Annotated in this window: 19 protein-coding genes; 8 read left to right on the top strand and 11 right to left on the bottom strand. The window is 43.0% G+C overall.

The features are described from left to right. Nucleotides 1–17 precede the first annotated feature (17 nt). Genes FTV14_RS06220 through FTV14_RS06210 form a run of 3 tightly spaced genes read right to left on the bottom strand, consistent with a single transcriptional unit; the run spans nucleotide 18 to nucleotide 3,634 of the window. A complete protein-coding gene (locus tag FTV14_RS06220; protein WP_180053556.1) occupies nucleotides 18–812 on the bottom strand; it encodes an enoyl-CoA hydratase/isomerase family protein in 795 nt (264 codons plus the stop codon). A gap of 12 nt (nucleotides 813–824) precedes the next feature. Beyond that, the gene (locus FTV14_RS06215) at nucleotides 825–2,426 is read right to left on the bottom strand and encodes a carboxyl transferase domain-containing protein (protein WP_005235052.1); all 1,602 of its coding nucleotides are present in this window, start codon (nucleotides 2,424–2,426) and stop codon (nucleotides 825–827) included. Nucleotides 2,427–2,461: 35 nt separating this feature from the next. Continuing rightward, entirely contained in the window at nucleotides 2,462–3,634 is a 1,173-nt protein-coding gene (locus FTV14_RS06210) for an isovaleryl-CoA dehydrogenase (protein ID WP_004782484.1), read from the bottom strand. Nucleotides 3,635–3,780: 146 nt separating this feature from the next. On the opposite strand from FTV14_RS06210, the gene FTV14_RS06205 reads away from it, so the two are divergent. The 5 genes from FTV14_RS06205 to FTV14_RS06185 all read left to right on the top strand — a co-directional run bounded on the left by FTV14_RS06205 (nucleotide 3,781) and on the right by FTV14_RS06185 (nucleotide 8,836). Beyond that, nucleotides 3,781–4,416, top strand: coding sequence for a TetR/AcrR family transcriptional regulator (locus FTV14_RS06205; protein WP_180053555.1), 636 nt, complete (start codon nucleotides 3,781–3,783; stop codon nucleotides 4,414–4,416). Between the two features lie 97 nt (nucleotides 4,417–4,513). Next, nucleotides 4,514–6,202, top strand: a complete 1,689-nt coding sequence (locus tag FTV14_RS06200) for an AMP-binding protein (RefSeq protein WP_180016671.1) — start codon at nucleotides 4,514–4,516, stop codon at nucleotides 6,200–6,202. A 242-nt stretch (nucleotides 6,203–6,444) separates the two neighbouring features. Continuing rightward, nucleotides 6,445–7,116 (top strand): class I SAM-dependent methyltransferase, encoded by a 672-nt coding sequence (locus tag FTV14_RS06195; RefSeq protein ID WP_180053554.1) that lies wholly within the window; start codon nucleotides 6,445–6,447, stop codon nucleotides 7,114–7,116. Between the two features lie 62 nt (nucleotides 7,117–7,178). Beyond that, nucleotides 7,179–7,976, top strand: coding sequence for a thioesterase family protein (locus FTV14_RS06190; RefSeq protein WP_125279240.1), 798 nt, complete (start codon nucleotides 7,179–7,181; stop codon nucleotides 7,974–7,976). A gap of 83 nt (nucleotides 7,977–8,059) precedes the next feature. Next, entirely contained in the window at nucleotides 8,060–8,836 is a 777-nt protein-coding gene (locus FTV14_RS06185; protein WP_180053553.1) for a Rossmann-like and DUF2520 domain-containing protein, read from the top strand. Between the two features lie 43 nt (nucleotides 8,837–8,879). Here FTV14_RS06185 and trmB read toward each other — a convergent pair whose 3' ends face one another. Together trmB and FTV14_RS06175 are read right to left on the bottom strand one after the other, a co-directional pair. Then, nucleotides 8,880–9,596, bottom strand: coding sequence for a tRNA (guanosine(46)-N7)-methyltransferase TrmB (trmB, locus tag FTV14_RS06180; protein ID WP_004782474.1), 717 nt, complete (start codon nucleotides 9,594–9,596; stop codon nucleotides 8,880–8,882). A 150-nt stretch (nucleotides 9,597–9,746) separates the two neighbouring features. Beyond that, entirely contained in the window at nucleotides 9,747–11,192 is a 1,446-nt protein-coding gene (locus tag FTV14_RS06175) for a SulP family inorganic anion transporter (RefSeq protein ID WP_180053552.1), read from the bottom strand. Between the two features lie 216 nt (nucleotides 11,193–11,408). Here FTV14_RS06175 and FTV14_RS06170 point away from each other — a divergent pair, with 216 nt between their 5' ends. The 3 genes from FTV14_RS06170 to FTV14_RS06160 all read left to right on the top strand — a co-directional run bounded on the left by FTV14_RS06170 (nucleotide 11,409) and on the right by FTV14_RS06160 (nucleotide 13,086). Next, complete coding sequence (locus FTV14_RS06170; RefSeq protein ID WP_004782472.1) at nucleotides 11,409–12,020, top strand: glutathione binding-like protein; 612 nt, start codon at nucleotides 11,409–11,411, stop codon at nucleotides 12,018–12,020. A gap of 157 nt (nucleotides 12,021–12,177) precedes the next feature. Beyond that, nucleotides 12,178–12,759, top strand: a complete 582-nt coding sequence (locus FTV14_RS06165) for an NAD(P)H-dependent oxidoreductase (RefSeq protein WP_179992280.1) — start codon at nucleotides 12,178–12,180, stop codon at nucleotides 12,757–12,759. A gap of 15 nt (nucleotides 12,760–12,774) precedes the next feature. Continuing rightward, entirely contained in the window at nucleotides 12,775–13,086 is a 312-nt protein-coding gene (locus FTV14_RS06160) for a putative quinol monooxygenase (protein WP_180053551.1), read from the top strand. Between the two features lie 40 nt (nucleotides 13,087–13,126). Here FTV14_RS06160 and FTV14_RS06155 read toward each other — a convergent pair whose 3' ends face one another. From FTV14_RS06155 to FTV14_RS06130, 6 genes are all read right to left on the bottom strand, one after another. Continuing rightward, nucleotides 13,127–13,852 (bottom strand): hypothetical protein, encoded by a 726-nt coding sequence (locus FTV14_RS06155; RefSeq protein WP_180053550.1) that lies wholly within the window; start codon nucleotides 13,850–13,852, stop codon nucleotides 13,127–13,129. 465 nt (nucleotides 13,853–14,317) lie between these two features. Then, on the bottom strand, nucleotides 14,318–15,100 hold the full coding sequence (locus tag FTV14_RS06150) for a thiazole synthase (RefSeq protein WP_180003681.1): 783 nt from the start codon (nucleotides 15,098–15,100) through the stop codon (nucleotides 14,318–14,320). A gap of 17 nt (nucleotides 15,101–15,117) precedes the next feature. Further along, nucleotides 15,118–15,315, bottom strand: a complete 198-nt coding sequence (gene thiS, locus FTV14_RS06145) for a sulfur carrier protein ThiS (protein WP_005235073.1) — start codon at nucleotides 15,313–15,315, stop codon at nucleotides 15,118–15,120. A gap of 39 nt (nucleotides 15,316–15,354) precedes the next feature. Further along, nucleotides 15,355–15,720: a DUF423 domain-containing protein gene (locus FTV14_RS06140; protein WP_004782466.1), complete on the bottom strand. Its 366-nt coding sequence runs from the start codon at nucleotides 15,718–15,720 to the stop codon at nucleotides 15,355–15,357. Between the two features lie 137 nt (nucleotides 15,721–15,857). Continuing rightward, on the bottom strand, nucleotides 15,858–16,727 hold the full coding sequence (gene rpoH, locus FTV14_RS06135) for an RNA polymerase sigma factor RpoH (protein ID WP_004782464.1): 870 nt from the start codon (nucleotides 16,725–16,727) through the stop codon (nucleotides 15,858–15,860). Between the two features lie 141 nt (nucleotides 16,728–16,868). Continuing rightward, nucleotides 16,869–17,102 (bottom strand): sulfurtransferase TusA family protein, encoded by a 234-nt coding sequence (locus tag FTV14_RS06130; RefSeq protein ID WP_175968201.1) that lies wholly within the window; start codon nucleotides 17,100–17,102, stop codon nucleotides 16,869–16,871. Nucleotides 17,103–17,444 lie beyond the last annotated feature (342 nt).

The following is a 17,444-nucleotide window of genomic DNA, read 5'->3' as shown; positions in this document are numbered from 1 at the left end:
TACGATCCTTCTTGTTGTTATGCCGTGGTCTTAATCCAGGCCGGGCTTTGTTTGTTTAAAAATGCATTCAGTCCATTTTTCGCCTCATCTCCCTGGCGAACATGGGCAATATGCTGTGCGGTTTTAAACAGCAGATCTTCAGTCAGGACCTGTTGATCGACCAGTTGAATCAGCTGTTTTGAGGCGTTTTGCGCTGCTGGTCCACCGAGTAAGAGCGCTTCCACAATCTCATCAATTTTGCTGTCGAGCTGTTCTGGTGCAGTCACTTCATGTGCCAGACCAATGGTTTTCGCCTGTTCAGCTGAGATTCGCTCAGCAGTCAGGAAATAACGTGACGCCTGACGGGCGCCAATCGCACGAATCACATACGGACTAATGGTCGAAGGGGCTAATCCTAAACGTACTTCAGACGTTGCAAACTTGGCATCAGTGCTGGCGATACAGATATCACAAGCGGCTGCCAGACCCATACCGCCGCCAAAAGCAATACCATGGACACGGGCAATCGTTGGCTGTTTCAAGGTCGCCAGACTTTGCAGCATTTTTGCCAGTTTGAGAGCATCGGCTTCATTGTCTGCCTGTGAGGCCTGACCGGCCTTTTTCATCCAGTTCAGATCCGCACCCGCAGAAAAGCTTTTACCTCGGCCTGCCAGAATCACTACACGTACATCATCACGCTGATTTAAAGACTGAAAGCAAGCATGTAGCTCTTCAATGACCTGGGTATTAAATGCATTGTGCAATTCAGCGCGATTAATCCAGACTGTTGCTACCTGATACTGCTGTTCGAGCTGTAAAAATTGATAGTCCATTTTTGTCACCTCTTACATGCGGAACACGCCGAATTTGGTTGGCTGGATTGGTGCATTCATCGCTGCAGCCAGACTTAGGGCCAGGACTTCACGCGATTGCGCTGGATCAATGACACCGTCATCCCATAAACGCGCAGAAGCATAATAAGGATGGCCTTGGCGTTCATATTGGTCACGAATTGGCTGTTTAAACTGGTCTTCTTCTTCAGCTGACCAGGTTCCACCTTTTTGCTCAATCTGATCGCGTTTCAAAGTCGACAATACGCTAGAGGCCTGTTCACCGCCCATCACCGAAATACGTGAGTTTGGCCAGGTCCACATAAAGCGTGGCGAGTAAGCACGGCCACACATGCCATAGTTACCGGCACCAAAAGAACCGCCAATCACCAGAGTCAGTTTAGGCACATTGGCTGTCGCGACGGCCATCACCAGCTTGGCACCATTTTTAGCAATACCTTCATTTTCATACTGACGACCCACCATAAAGCCGGTGATGTTTTGCAGGAAGATCAGCGGAATATTGCGCTGGGTACATAGTTCAATAAAATGCGCGCCTTTTTGTGCAGACTCAGAGAATAAAATTCCATTGTTGGCAATAATTCCAACTGGCATTCCATAGAGCTTGGCAAAGCCAGTGACCAGGGTAGTCCCAAAGCGTGCCTTGAATTCGTCAAAGCGTGAACCGTCGACAATACGCGCAATCACTTCACGGATATCAAACGGTTTACGTGCATCGCTTGGCACAATGCCATACAGCTCTGAACTGTCAAAACGCGGTGCTTCAATTTCATCTGCAGTTTTATTTGGCTTTTTATTCAGGTTCGCCACAATGTTGCGGGCAATGGCAATTGCGTGTTCATCATTTTCTGCCAGATGATCGGCAACCCCAGATAAACGGGTATGTACATCACCACCACCTAAGTCTTCACTAGAAACCACTTCACCGGTTGCCGCTTTCACCAGAGGAGGGCCGCCGAGGAAAATCGTGCCTTGATTACGCACAATAATGGTTTCATCTGACATCGCTGGCACATAAGCACCACCTGCCGTACAGCTACCCATCACCACTGCAATCTGGGCAATACCTAGACTCGACATACGTGCCTGATTGTAAAAGATACGACCGAAGTGATCACGATCCGGGAAGACTTCATCCTGTAAAGGTAAATAAGCACCGCCAGAATCGACCAGATAAATACATGGCAAATGATTCTGCTCGGCAATTTCCTGGGCTCGTAAATGCTTTTTCACCGTAAGTGGATAATAAGTCCCGCCTTTGACTGTGGCATCATTGGCCACGATCATGCAGGTTACGCCATTCACCTGACCCACACCAGCGACTACACCTGCTGCAGGAACATCATCCTGATAAACCTGATAGGCAGCCAGTTGACCGATTTCCAGAAAAGCCGTGCCTGGATCAATTAAATGATTAATCCGTTCACGCGGCAGTAATTTGCCGCGATCCAGATGTTTCTGGCGGGCATTTTCTCCGCCACCCAAGGCAATTTTTTCTACTTTCTGTTTCAGGTCATCCACCAGTTGCAGCATGGCAGCCTGGTTGGTCTTAAACTCTTCACTACGTATATTGATTTTGCTCTGTAACTGATTCATGACGAACATCCTTGTTTTATTCTAAGTGTTAATGTTTAGGCTGTTTCGTTGAAGAGCTCACGGCCAATGAGCATGCGGCGGATTTCGGAAGTTCCGGCGCCAATTTCATAGAGTTTGGCATCGCGCCATAAACGGCCTGCAGCAAATTCATTGATATAACCGTTCCCACCTAGGGTCTGAATGGTTTCACCCGCCATCCAGGTGGCTTTTTCAGCGGCATATAAAATCGCACTGGCAGCGTCTTTACGCAGGCTTCGGCTATGATCAGCCTTGTCACATTCAGCACCAACGGCATACACCAGTGCCTTACATGCCAGCCAGGTAGAGTACATGTCAGCAATTTTGCCTTGCATCAACTGGAATTCGCCCAGTGCCTGACCAAATTGTTTACGGTCATGAATATAAGGAATCACGGTATCCATGCAGGCATCCATAATGCCCAGTGGGCCAGCACTCAGAACCGCACGTTCATAGTCCAGACCACTCATCAGCACTTTAGTCCCATTGCCGACACCGCCAAGCACGTTTTCTTTCGGAACTTCGACATTGTCAAAAAACAGGGGATAAGTATTGGAACCACGCATGCCCAATTTGTCTAAATGAGTGCCGTGACTAAAACCTGGCATATTTTTCTCAACCAGAAAAGCAGTCATGCCTTTGGCACCAGCTTGTAAATCGGTTTTGGCATAGACGACAAGTACATCGGCATCACCACCGTTAGTGATCCACATCTTGGAACCATTGAGTAGATAATGATCGCCTTTATCTTCAGCTTTCAGTTTCATGCTGACTACATCTGATCCGGCATTCGGCTCAGACATTGCTAATGCACCGACATATTCACCAGAAATCAGTTTTGGCAGATAACGCTGCTTTTGTTCTTCATTACCATTTCGCTTAATTTGGTTTACACATAGGTTAGAATGGGCGCCATAGGACAAACCAATGGATGCTGAAGCACGGGAAATTTCTTGCATGGCAATAATATGGGCCAGATACCCCAGATTGGTACCGCCATATTCTTCACTGACCGTTAAACCAAGTAGGCCCATATCACCAAATTTTTTCCAGAGGTGAGCCGGGAATTCATTGTCACGGTCAACTTGCTGGGCAATTGGGGCAATTTCCTTGGCGCAAAATGCGGCCACTGAATCACGAAGCGCAATAAGAGTTTCATCCAAACCGAAATCTAAGCTTTGTAAATTCATTCTTCATCCATCCTGAGATTATATTTGTTGTGTCCAAAAGCATTTTTGTTGTGCTTGTTTTTTTAACATACAACGAAAAATTAAAAAAGTGAACCTATATTCACAAAATGATTTACAATTCATTTTATCTGGTTGAGAATAAGATTATGAGTTATAAAAGATCATCACTGATGCAGGAACGAATGGAACAAAATCGTTTGTCGATTTTACAGTCTGCTCGTGAACTGATTACTCAAGGGGGCTTTAAAGAGGCGTCGATTCAGGCGATTGCAGAACGCGCAGGCGTTTCTACAGGGCTGGTATATCGATATTTTGAAAACAAAAGCCAGATTTTGATTGAGGTTTTGTCGGCAGCGATTCAGCATGAAGTTGGAATTCTTGTTTCCATTGCCGGGTCGGATTTGTCGCCAAAACTGAAATTGCAAAAATCTGTTACAACTTTTGTGAAACGTGCCATGAATAGCCCCCAGTTGGCGTATTCACTTATGTTTGAACCGGTTGATCCGGAAATGGAACATGAGCGTTTTCGCAGTAAACAGCTGCTTAAACAAAGCATTAAGGAAATCCTGGCCGAAGGAAAGGTGAATGGAGAGTTCGAGTTTGAAGATTTAAATACGGCAGCTTTGGGCGTGGTTGGTGCCATGACCTTTGTCGTGATTGAACCTTTGAATCCGTCCCGTAATGTGATGTTTGATCAGAACTACAAGGATCACTTTGTCAAACAGATTGCCGATTTTTGTGTTAACGCAGTACATCGACAGGAGGGAAATTCAGTAGCATAGACACACAAAAACAGGCACATAGACAAGGTCGTCGTGGTCATAAAACAATTAGTAAAGTTGAAAATCAGAATTACAAAGAATCAAGGAGATCGATTCAATGACACAAGTACGGTTAAGCTATGCCTATGGAACCAGCAGCCAGCCTTTATTGGGCATGACGATTGGTGAAAAATTTGATCAAGCTTGCGAGCAGTATGCAGATCGCGATGCAGTCGTCAGCATGCATCAGAACATACGCCTGAGTTATCGGCAGCTACAGGATCAGGTCAATGCCTTTGCCTGTCAGCTGCTGAAATTGGGTATGCAAAAAGGTGACCGTCTGGCGATCTGGTCGCCGAACTGTGTGGAATGGACTATTACCCAGTTCGCAGCTTTCAAGGCAGGCATTATTCTGGTTAACCTGAATCCGGCCTATAAAAGCAATGAGCTGGAATATGTCCTGAATAAAGTGTCCTGTAAGGGACTGGTCATTGCATCGCAGTTTAAAACCACGGACTATCAGGAAATCCTGACCAAAATTGCGCCTGAATTAAAACAGGCTGAAAATAAATTACTAAATGCAGAACGTCTCCCACATTTAAAGCATGTCATTAAAATTGATGAGCAGCAGCATACTGGCATTCATCGTTTTCAGGATTTAATGCCTACACCAAGTGCTCAAGAGCTGGAACAGCTGCAACAGATCTCCACTGATTTGCAGTTCGATGAAACTATCAATATCCAGTTTACGTCGGGCACCACAGGGAATCCTAAGGGTACGATGCTGACCCATAACAATATTTTAAATAATGGTTACTTCGTCGGTGAAGCGATTCACTTAAGTCCAGAAGACCGTGTCTGTATTTCTGTTCCACTATTCCACTGCTTTGGCATGGTAATGGGCAATCTGGCCTGTATTACCCATGGTTCAGCCATGATTTATCCATCTGCCGTATTTAATCCGCTGGAAACCTTGAAAGCCATTCAGCAGGAAAAATGTACTGCGGCTTATGGCGTACCGACCATGTTTATTGCCGTGCTGGAACATGAGCAGTTTGACGAATTTGATCTATCCAGTCTGCGTACCGGTATTATGGCGGGTAGCCCGTGTCCACAGGAAATTATGCAGCGTGTAATAGAGCGAATGCATATGTCTGAAATTACCATCTGTTATGGCATGACTGAAACAGCACCGGTAAGTGCCCAAAGTTCAACAGAAGACAGTGTTGAACGTCGTGTGAGTACAGTTGGCCGTGTCCATCCGCATTTGGAAGTTAAAATTGTCGATGAAAATGGCAAGGTGGTGCCGCGCGGTCAATTAGGTGAACTCTGTGTGCGTGGTTATTCCGTGATGCTCGGTTATTGGGAAGATCAGGACAAGACTCAGGAAGTGATTGATGCTGCACGCTGGATGCATACCGGTGATATTGCGGAAATGGATGATGAAGGCTTTGTCAAAATCAAGGGTCGTATCAAGGATGTGGTGATTCGCGGCGGTGAAAACCTGTTCCCGAAAGAAATTGAAGATTTCCTTTACACCCATCCAGCGGTGTCGGATGTGCAGGTGATTGGCGTGCCAGACCATAAATATGGTGAAGAGCTTTGTGCCTGCATTATCCTGCATGAGAATGATCCATGTACCGAAGAAGCCATCCGCCAATATTGTGCCGAGCATATCTCGCATAACAAAGTGCCGCGTTATGTGCGTTTCTTCCATGACTTCCCGATGACAGCTTCAGGCAAGGCACAGAAGTTCAAGTTGCGTGAATTTATGCGTGAAGAATTAAATTTAAAAGAGATTGCTTAAATTAATTAAAGCTAAGTTTAAATAGTATTTGATCAGATGACCTGGCGGCATGGATGCCGCCGTTTCATTGTATGGCAAGGATGCCATATCAATGAAACAGAGGGGTTTGGTTACTTTGCCCAGTCAAAGTAACGAAGCACCTGCACAATGGAAGAAGAATCCATCTTGCAAATTGAGGTCATGTATTTAGCAATTTCTTTAAATAGATAAAAATCTATTTCTATATAAATCAGAGTAAACAGATGGCAAAAAACTTTCACAGTGAAGTGGTGGTCGCAAGTTATGATGATCATATCCGTAAACTGATTCCTGGCTATGAACTGGTGCATCAGCAGATTGAAGCCATACTCAGTACTGAGCTTCCAGAAAATGCACATATCCTGATTGTGGGTTGCGGAACTGGTTATGAACTATCTTATTTATTGCAACAGCATCCAAACTGGACATTTACTGCGATTGATCCTTCCGCTGCAATGCTTGAGCAGGCAAGGAAGCAGCTGGCTTCTATTGGCGCTGAACAACGAGTTCAGTTTATACAGTGCACCACTCAGGAACTGGATCAACAAAATTCATTCGATGCTGCACTCGCTATTTTAGTCGTCCATTTTATTCCTGAACCTCAGAAATCTGATTTTTTTCAGGCTATCTATCAGAGCCTTAAAGCTGGCGGGATCGGATTGACCTATGATCTGATGCAACCAGAAGATGAGAATGAATTAAAGGTAATGCAAAAAATGGCACAGCAAACCGGACTTAGTGTGCAGCAAAGCGAAAATATGCTGGCCAGATTGCAGCAGGACTTTTTCCTGATTTCAGTAGAAGATTCAAATGAACTTTTAACAAAAGTCGGATTTAAACAGCGCAAAAATTATAGTCAAATCATGAATTATTATGGTTTTTTACTCAGAAAATAAAAATCATGAAACTTTATATGAATTTTAAAGTTTAAGAGAATAATCAAGGAAGTTTAAGAAGAATGTCAGCATATTATAGTTTGATCCAGCGCGAGCAGCATACAGATGGCAGTAATACTGCCTATTATCGTTCCAATATTCATGCTCAAGGTGCGTGGAATCCTCATGAACAGCATATGGCACCGGCAACCGGTATTCTATGTGTTGAACTGGAACAGTTTCAGCCTAGATCAGAAATGCGCATTGGCCGGGTTGGACTGGATATTTTTGGGCTGATTGCATTTGGTGAATTTTCTATTACTACACGCATGATCCGTCCTGGCAAAACTATTGAATTGATTGAGGCAGAAATGTGTGCCAATGGAAAAACCTGTATTGTTGCACGTGCCTGGAGGATGTTGACTTCAGATAGCCGGGCCATTGCAGGTATCGAAGATTTTCCGATTGAAAGCCCTGAGTTTTTACCGGTTTGGGAGGGTATGAGTTGCTGGCCGGGCGGTTATATTCAAAGTATTGAAACCCGTGCACATCCTGATCATCGTGCAGGCAAAGGCATTGTCTGGCTCAGAAATTCATTGGATATGGTAGAAGGACAACCGACTACAGATTTTAGTCGTTTACTCGGTATGGTCGATACCGCGAATGGCATTGTGCCACGTCAGGACCCGAATGCGGGCTGGGGATTCCCGAATCTAGATTTACAGATTCATATGTACCGTCTGCCGCAAGGTGAATGGTTGGGGCTGGAAGTGGTGCAACAATATGGTGAAGATGGGATTGGTCTCACCAGTGGTGTGCTGCATGATATTCACGGGCCTTTCGGTCGTAGTGAACAGATTCTGACCTTACGTAAATTCTAAATCCGGTTCAAAAGCAAAAGGATGAATTGATTCATCCTTTTTTTATTGGCATGCTGTGCGCAATGATTCAGGAATATTGATGAATGCGGATTAGTATTATTGGGGCAGGGCGAGTGGCTTATCATCTTGCCCGTGCTTTGTCAGCACAACATGAAATTGTACAGATCTACAGCCGGACTCTGGATAAAGCACAGCAACTGGCTGATCAATTTAAAGCGCAAGCCATCGCTCAACCTGAGAATCTGAATCAGAATATAGACTTGATGATCATTGCCGTGAGTGATCAATCAATTGCTGAGGTCATCAGACAAGTCTATTTTTACTTGCAAGATGTGCTGATTGTCCATACTTCAGGCAGTTCTCACCTGAATGTTCTAGCAGATGTACATGCAAAGTCTGGCGTCTTTTATCCATTGCAAACCTTTAGTCTGGAACGTGAAATTGACTGGGAAAATACGCCTTTATTTATTGAAGCGTCTGAGCCAGAAGATCAAGAAATCTTAACTCATTTAGCAAATAGCCTAAGCAAACGAGTTTATCAATATAGTTCAGACCAACGTTTGAGCTTACATCTGGCTGCAGTGTTTGCCTGCAATTTTAGCAACTACTGTTATGACATGGCCAAGCAGATTGTGGATGCACAGCAGGTAGACTTTAGCCTGCTTTATCCATTGATTCTGGAAACAGCCAATAAAGCGACGAAAAATGATCCTCGTCAGGGGCAGACTGGACCTGCGATGCGTGGTGATCAGAATATTCTGAATATGCATCAGCAGATGCTAGAGCAATCTGAACGACAAGACTTGGCAGATGTATATAAATTATTCAGTCAGCAGATTTTAGAACGCCATAAGAGCTAATAAAAAAGCGCTGAATAATCAGCGCTTTTTAGACTTATAGATATTAAGAAATTTTCTTAAAGATAAAGTCATTAATCTTGTGGCCAGCTTCGATCCCGCGACGTTCAAACTTGGTTTGTGGGCGCCATTCAGGGCGAGGGTAGCTGTTGCCTTTACCTGCCAGGTTTTCTAAACGTGGACGTTCTTCCAGAACTTCCAGCATCCACTCAGCATACGGTTCCCAGTCTGTTGCAGCATGGAAAGTACCGCCAAGTTCCAGCTTTTGCTCAACCAATGGCATGCGGTCATGAGATACAAAACGGCGTTTAAAGTGACGTTTTTTCTGCCATGGATCAGGGAAATACAGCTGAACGGTGTTGATGCTATTGTCTGGCATTTCACGAAGTACCTGAATCGCATCAGCATCCAGTACACGTAAGTTCGTCACGCCAGCCATACCTGCTTCATACACGCACTGCGCAATACCCGGTACATGCACTTCGATTCCGACAAAGTTACGCTCTGGATTCGCTTTCGCCATGAGAACCAGAGAGCGGCCCATACCAAAACCGATTTCGACAGTCAGCGGACGTTCAGGGTGTTCAAAATGCTGACGCAAATCACCTACCGGATATTCCAAAATTAAGTGACCATATTGTTCAAGCGCAGTACGTTGAGAGGTATTTAATGGCGCTGAGCGGCGCATAAACGTCACAATTTCACGGTGCTCGCTTAAATTGTCCAGCTCCACGACTTGCTGGTCTAATTGATCGTTCGACATAATTTTGGCAAATCTAAAAATTCAGAATGCGGTATTTTAAGTCCTGAGCGGTGCAAGTCAAACTTTTCTCGGTATTTCTCCATAAAAATCGAGTCAGATATCTCAGACAAAATAAAAGAGCCAATCGGCTCTTTTATAGATCAAGCTTGATCAGGTACTAAAACGGTCGATCAAAGTGCTACTGGCTTCATTTAAACCAATCACAGTCACGTCTATGCCTTGGGCTTTAAACTTCTGGATGACGTTATTGAGCATATTTACTGAAGTTACATCCCAGATATGTGCATGCGTCAGATCTAGCTCAACATGATCTAGCTTTTCCTTAAAATCAAAAAACTGGTAGAACTTTTCTGTACTACTGAAAAAAATCTGACCAGAAATTATATAGCTACGTGAATTAGGCTTATGCAAATAAGTCGAGACATGTACAGTTCTTTCCAGCTTATTAATAAAGAACAGAGCAGAGAGCAATACACCGACAAATACACCGAGCGCCAGATTATGAGTAGCAAGCACGACAATTATCACTGCAATCATCACGGTATTAAATTCTAGCGGATGCTTGCCAAACTGTTTGATTGCACCCCACTGGAAGGTGGTAAATGATACCATAATCATAATAGCTACCAGTGCTGCCATAGGAATATAAGCCAGCCAGTCTTTCAGGAAGACCACCAAACACAGTAAAAATACGCCAGCAACTAATGTCGATAAACGTGTACGAGCACCTGATGAGACATTGATAATCGACTGGCCAATCATGGCACAACCGGCCATTCCGCCCATAAAACCGCTGACAATATTGGCCATACCCTGACCACGACATTCCTGATGTCGGTCACCTTCAGTTCCAGTCACTTCATCAATCACTGTAGTCGTCATCATACTTTCAAGCAGACCTACAGTGGCTAGAGTAAAGGAATAAGGCAGGATAATCTGCAAAGTTTCCAGATTCAGTGGAATTTCTGGAAGAAGAAAGACTGGCAAGGTATCTGGAAACTCTCCCAGATCGCTCACAGTACGCATATCTGCACCAAGCAATAACGCAAGTGCGCTCAGCACGACGATACAGATCAGAGGCGATGGAATGGCTTTACCGATTTTCGGGATATAAGGAAACAGATAGATAATTGCCAAACCTACTAAAATGAACAGATAAGCCGTACTGTCCATCCGGTGAATTTCCGGGATTTGTGCCACAAAAATCAGGATCGCGAGGGCATTCAAGAAACCATATACCACAGCCTGCGACACAAAACGCATCAGCTTGGCAACTTTAAAAAAGCCCGCAATCACCTGAATGATTCCAGTCAGAATCGTGGCTGCAAGCAGGTATTGCAATCCATGATCCTTGACCAGCGTAATCATCAATAGTGCCATTGCACCTGTAGCCGCAGAAATCATGGCAGGACGACCACCGAAAAAGGCAATGGACACGGCAATACAGAAAGAGGCATATAAGCCGACTTGCGGATCGACACCGGCAATCGCAGAAAAGGCAATAGATTCAGGAATCAGGGCCAGTCCAACCACCAAACCTGCCAGTACATCAGTCCGGATATTGGAAAACCATTCTTCTTTTTTCAGGTTAATCACGAAATATCATCTAAATTTTGAGAACCTGCGTATCTTAAACAGATACAGATAAAAATCTACACAAGATTGACTTGCAAAAACCTGTAAATTCCTCAATATTGAATATGTAACTGTGCTGAATCACAGTTACGCTTTTTTGCAATTTACAGGTTTGATCACTTGAAAGTTTGTCAGAAGCGATTTAAAACATTGAGAAGTGTATAACAAGGATCAGAAATGAAGCTTTACTATTCGCCAGGCGCGTGCTCTTTGGCAGCTCATATTATTTTAAATGAAATTAATGTCGATTTTGATTTGGAACGTGTTGACTTAAAAACCCATAAAACAGAAAAAGGTGCAGATTATTACGAAATTAACCCGAAGGGTTATGTACCAGCATTAGAAATTAATCCGGGTTTAATTCTTACAGAAAATGTTGCAATTTTACCGTTTCTTGCTCAACACGATCCAAAACAAGATCTGATTCCACCTTCTGGCATGGGACGTGCCAAAGTGCTGGAGTGGTTAGGTTATCTCAACTCAGAGTTGCATGATGCTTATGCTGTATTCTTCACTGGAAAATTATCAGATGAAGCCAAAGAAAAAGCCTATGCAGAAATTGACCGTTTATTGAGTTATATCGATAAGGCGATTGGTGAATCGGACAATGATTATCTGGTCGATGATAATTTCGGTCCGGCAGATGCTTACCTGTTTGTTCTCACCAACTGGTCGAACCAGATTGAACATGATCTGAGTCCATATAAAAATATTATTCATATCCGTAATAAGGTTGCAGAACGTCAGTCTGTACAGATTGCAATGCGTGATGAAGGTTTGATTCCTTAATACTAAAATTTTGAAAAAGCGTCATAAGGCGCTTTTTTTATTGCTTCCAAAGTAATTGTTGATATTTAGTCAATAATGATTTGCAAAATCACTGCTTTTTAGCAATAAGCAGAGTCTATATAGTGCCTGCATAAATTTTTGGTTTCAGGTTCTTTCCATGAAAAATATTTTATTAATTAATGGCGCAAAAGCTTTTGCCCACTCAAATGGTCAGTTAAATGATACTTTGGCCGAACTGGCTCAAGAAGTATTAACAAAGCTGGGGCATCAGGTTCAGGTAACTCGTGCTGACAATGAATATGATGCAAAAGCAGAAGTAGAAAAATACCTTTGGGCAGATACGGTCATTTACCAAATGCCAGGCTGGTGGATGGGTGCGCCGTGGCCAGTGAAAAAGTATATTGATGATGTTTTTACCGAAGGGCATGGCAGCCTGTATGCAAATGATGGTCGCTCACGTTCAGATGCTTCAAAAAAATATGGCTCAGGTGGCCTGATTCACGATAAAAACTATATGTTATCTCTTACCTGGAATGCACCGATGGATGCGTTTACAGATACCGAGCAGTTTTTTCATGGCGTGGGTGTAGATGGCGTTTACCTACCTTTTCATAAAGCCAACCAATTCCTGGGGATGCAGGCTTTACCGACATTTATTGTGAATGATGTAATTAAAGCCCCTGAAGTTGAAGCGTATATCGCACAGTATCGTGAACATTTAACTCAAATTTTTGCTTAACCAGGAGATATGACCATGCTAACCGTTATTGCTGAAATCATCTGTCATTCGGAACAAGATCTGAAAACAGTGCTGGATTCATTTAACAACATCCGCGCACAGGTATTACAAGAGCCAGGCTGTCATCTTTATGATGTTTATATTGATCATCCAGAGATTGAGAGCCTATTACAGACCAAAGTGCCTTTTTCAATCATGATGTTTGAAAAATGGGAAAGTATTCAGCATCTGGAAACCCACATGCATAGTGTAAATATGCAGCAACATGCTAAAGCCACTCAAGGTGCGGTTGCGAGTGTAAAGATTCGGATTTTAGAAGCACTTTAAGCTGTAATTCTCAGTTTGAAAGAGTTTGTAATATTTAATTTTATTCGAACTCTTGTGGCTGATTAAATTGAACCTGTTCAAGTTTCAGTGCGTAGCGGTGTTTTAAGGTGGACCATTGAACTTTGGCAAGTTGCGTCTGTTCTGAAAATTCATTTTCATCTGTTGTAGTTTTTAGCTTGCCTGTTAAAAAGTTAATGCTTCGTGCTGTACTCTCACCCGAGGCACGGTGAAAATCATCTACATCATAGCCAATCAATTTAAAAGCATTATCTTGGTATCGAAAGGTATAAGTATAATTGGTGACATACCATGAACCACAGCTTAGCCAGTAATGTAAATGAACCCGAAGTACACCTTTTTGAATGCTTAAGGCTTCGGATTCACCAAGTGGATCAGTGAGGCAAGGCGACTCTACATCACCTTCGGTTGGTAAAGTAGTATTACTAGCTACAAGCTGATAACCATTTGCCTGCTTGAATAAAATCAAAAGTTTTCGTTTGTTGGTATTCAGAACATGATTGCCTACACCTGCATTTGCAACAAAGTTTTCGGGATTAGTATCTTCAATAATCAGCGCGAGATCTGCTTGACCGTCCTGATTTAAATCGCCTTGCGCTTTTTCTAGAACTTTCCAGTTTTTCGGAATAAAAGATTGATAGCTTGATTTGGAAGAACTATCTGTCTGAGGTGTTGCACATGCATTTTGTGTAAATGCTATACACAGCAGGGTGCTAAATAGGAAAGGCAGTTTGATCTGATAAAGCATCGACTTAAATTCCTTTTAATTATATTTTTATAAATGTTCGAAGTTAGATAATAAGTTAGTTTATCAAAAGAAGGTGAGAGGACTCTTTTAAAAATCATATGAGACGGGTTTGTGATGAGCTGCAATGTGTCTTTCTCATCAATTAAAAATATTTTGAGTTCTTCATTTGAGAATCTAAGTTACTAGAAAATGATCAAGGAAACTCCCTCTCCTTATAGGAGAGGGCTAGGGAGAGGTTTTTAAGAAATCCCCTCATCCTCTCGTGGAGCATGCTCCCCATCCTGAAGAGAGAAGGAAGGAACTTTAATACTAATGAACGACCATTGTCTGATTTATGAAAGGGATCTCATCTTAATCTTAAAATGTAATCAGAGTCATAAAGATTTAAAAGTCCAGGAGTTTGCTGGAAACTCCTGAACAGATCGACATGATTTAAATAATTTTTTGGGCCTCTAGCCTCGATTATTATTTAAAGAAATAACCGGTTTCAGGTGAGCTGGCATTGGCCATGCGTTTGCGTGGCATACGACCGGCCAGGAATGCTTCACGACCCGCTTCAACCGCCTTACGCATCGCAGAGGCCATCAAGACCGGATTTTGTGCAGCAGCAATCGCAGTATTCATCAGTACGCCGTCACAGCCTAGTTCCATGGCAATCGCTGCATCACTGGCAGTACCGACACCCGCATCAACCAGCACAGGCACTTTGGCATTTTCTTTAATAATCGAAATCGTGTGTGGATTCAGAATCCCCAGACCAGAACCGATCAGGCTACCCAAAGGCATGATTGCTACGCAGCCCATACTTTCCAGTTCTTGTGCCACGATCGGATCATCTGAGGTATAGACCATGATTTCAAAACCGTCATCAATCAGGGTACGCGCTGCTTTCAAAGTTTCGGTAATATTTGGATAAAGAGTCTTTTCATCACCCAGAACTTCCAGTTTTACCAGGTTATGACCATCCAGCAGTTCACGTGCCAGCATACAGGTGCGTATTGCGCTATTGGCATCAAAACAGCCCGCAGTATTTGGTAAAATGGTGTATTTTTCTGGTGGAACCACTGAAAGCAGGTTCGGTTGGTCTGGATGCTGACCAATATTCACCCGGCGAATAGCAACCGTTACAATTTCTGCACCACTGGCCTGAATGGCCTGATCTGTTTCATTTAAATCTTTATATTTGCCTGTGCCTACTAAAAGACGAGACTGGAATTGGCGTGAACCGATCTGTAATAAATCTTGCATAATTGTTCCAAGTGTTATTAGCCGCCACCGACTGCGTGAATAATTTCTATTTTGTCCGCTTCGCAAATGGGCGTTTCACCCAATCTGCTTTTAGAAATAATCATTTCATTGACCTCAACAGCAAAGCGCTTACCCTCAAGCGCCAGACTTTGAACCAGTTCCAGCAGGTTCTTGCATTGAGTTTCTTGTTGTTCGCCATTGATATACACCAGCATCTTGGCAACCCTCCATGATTATTGATTAAAGCATCAGACCTATTTGAGGTATTTTACGGCATTCCAGGCCAGAATTAACCAGCCAGCAATCATTAAGGCACCACCAATTGGTGTAATTGCACCTAAACCGCGCGGTAGACCCAGTGCCATGACATAGAGTGAGCCACAGAACAGGAAAATCCCCGCCTGGATCAGGAGAAAACTCCATTTGATTGGCAATTCAGGAATCACTCGGCTGATCACTGCCAGAATAAGTAAGCCAAGAGCATGGTAGAAGAAATAATCTGTGGCCGTTTGCCACCAGGTCAACTGTGCTTCAGTCGCTCGAGTCTTTAAACCATGGGCACCAAATGCGCCGAGCATGACTGCAAGCGCAAGATTCAGTGCTGAAATCGCAATCCACATTTGAATTGACCTTCCCAATAAAGTTTGCGCTTAACCTTAGCATAAAAGCTAAGGCTGAAACACGGCATTAAAAGACAAAAAAAGCCTTCATATATGAAGGCTTTTTCTTAAGATTAGTAGTTTATTAATTCAATACATCAGTTTGAAGACATTGCTACTTTAATCTTTTCCATTGCATTCTTTTCAAGCTGACGGATACGTTCGGCGGAAACATTATATTCAGCTGCCAGTTCATGCAAGGTTGATTTTTCATCATCCAGCCAGCGACGCTGCAAGATATTACGGGAACGGTCATCTAACTGTTCCATCGCTTCATGCAGGGCAGAGGTGCTTTGTTCCTCATAGTCTTCATTTTCAATCAGACGTGCCGGGTCATAACGGTTGTCTTCCAGATATAGTGCTGGAGCAACGTGAGTTGAATTTTCGTCATCATCGTCACCTGATGCTTCAAATGCTGCATCATAAGCCGTCAATCGGCCTTCCATTTCCAACACCTGTTCTGGTGTTACATTCAGGTCATTGGCAATCGACTGAGCTTCTTCAAGCGTTAACTTTTTAGAAGACTTTTTCAGACTACGTAAATTGAAGAACAGTTTACGCTGCGCTTTAGTGGTCGCAATTTTGACAATACGCCAGTTACGAATTACATATTCATGAATTTCAGCTTTGATCCAGTGCACCGCAAATGACACCAGACGTACGCCCATACTCGGGTCAAAACGTTTAACAGCTTTCATCAGGCCAAGGTTGCCTTCCTGTATCAGGTCACCTTGAGGCAGCCCATAACCTGCATAACTACGTGCAATATGCACTACGAAACGCAAATGAGACATGACCAGCATTTTTGCTGCGTCCAGGTCTTGGTCGTAGTAATAGCGTTCAGCCAACTCTTTTTCTTGTTCGGCCGTTAAAATAGGAATTTGATTGACAGTGCTAATATAAGCACCAAGATTGACACCTGGCGCCGATAATGACAGGGGCATCAATTGATTGCGGCTGTCACTCATGTGTTCTCCTTGAAGTGCGGGGGATTTAACCCTTAACTAGGTTTTATCTTAATCCAAACTCTCCTCAAATAATGGATATTTGGGTAGAGAAATGTAAACTTTTATACGAGTATGGAGAGCATCCAGTTTAATTGAAAATTTTTAAGATTCAATCAGGTAGTGATACTCAGTTGCAGAAATCTGTTGAGATTCGCATTTTAACTGATGCATTTGGCAATATCGTGTAACATCAGTTTGACTATGTGGATCTGATGACTTTAGCAAGAATGTTTTGCCCTGATCTGCTTTTAATGCACGCTTTAACATCAGGAGCGGCATCGGACAGGGTTTACCCATGGCATCTATAATATGCGCTTGACCGTGGTTATCACTCATTTCCGTTTTATTCATATCGCAAAAAAAGGCTATAAATATTAGCAAATAGGATGCCAAAACCCAACTATTTAGCTAAAAAGTTACATGAAATAATATATATAATTTTTCTGATATATATTGTGAAAAAAATAACTAAATCAAAAGGAACAAAGCTAAAAAATATCTATTAATTGTCATAAACCCATGTTAAGCTCGTTGCGTATTTAGGATTTCAGATAAACAAATTGATTGTTTTTCGCCCTATACACAATGGATGTAACCGGGATTTTGTTAATAGTTTTACAGAATGATTACAAGCTTAAAAATAATATTTTCAAACTTGTTTGCTCTGCTGTTTGCAAC

The sequence above is a fragment of the Acinetobacter sp. YH12236 genome (assembly GCF_013417645.1).
Lineage (GTDB): Bacteria > Pseudomonadota > Gammaproteobacteria > Pseudomonadales > Moraxellaceae > Acinetobacter.
Note: the sequence above shows the minus strand (reverse complement) of the source record. Positions and strands in the feature narration are given on the sequence as shown.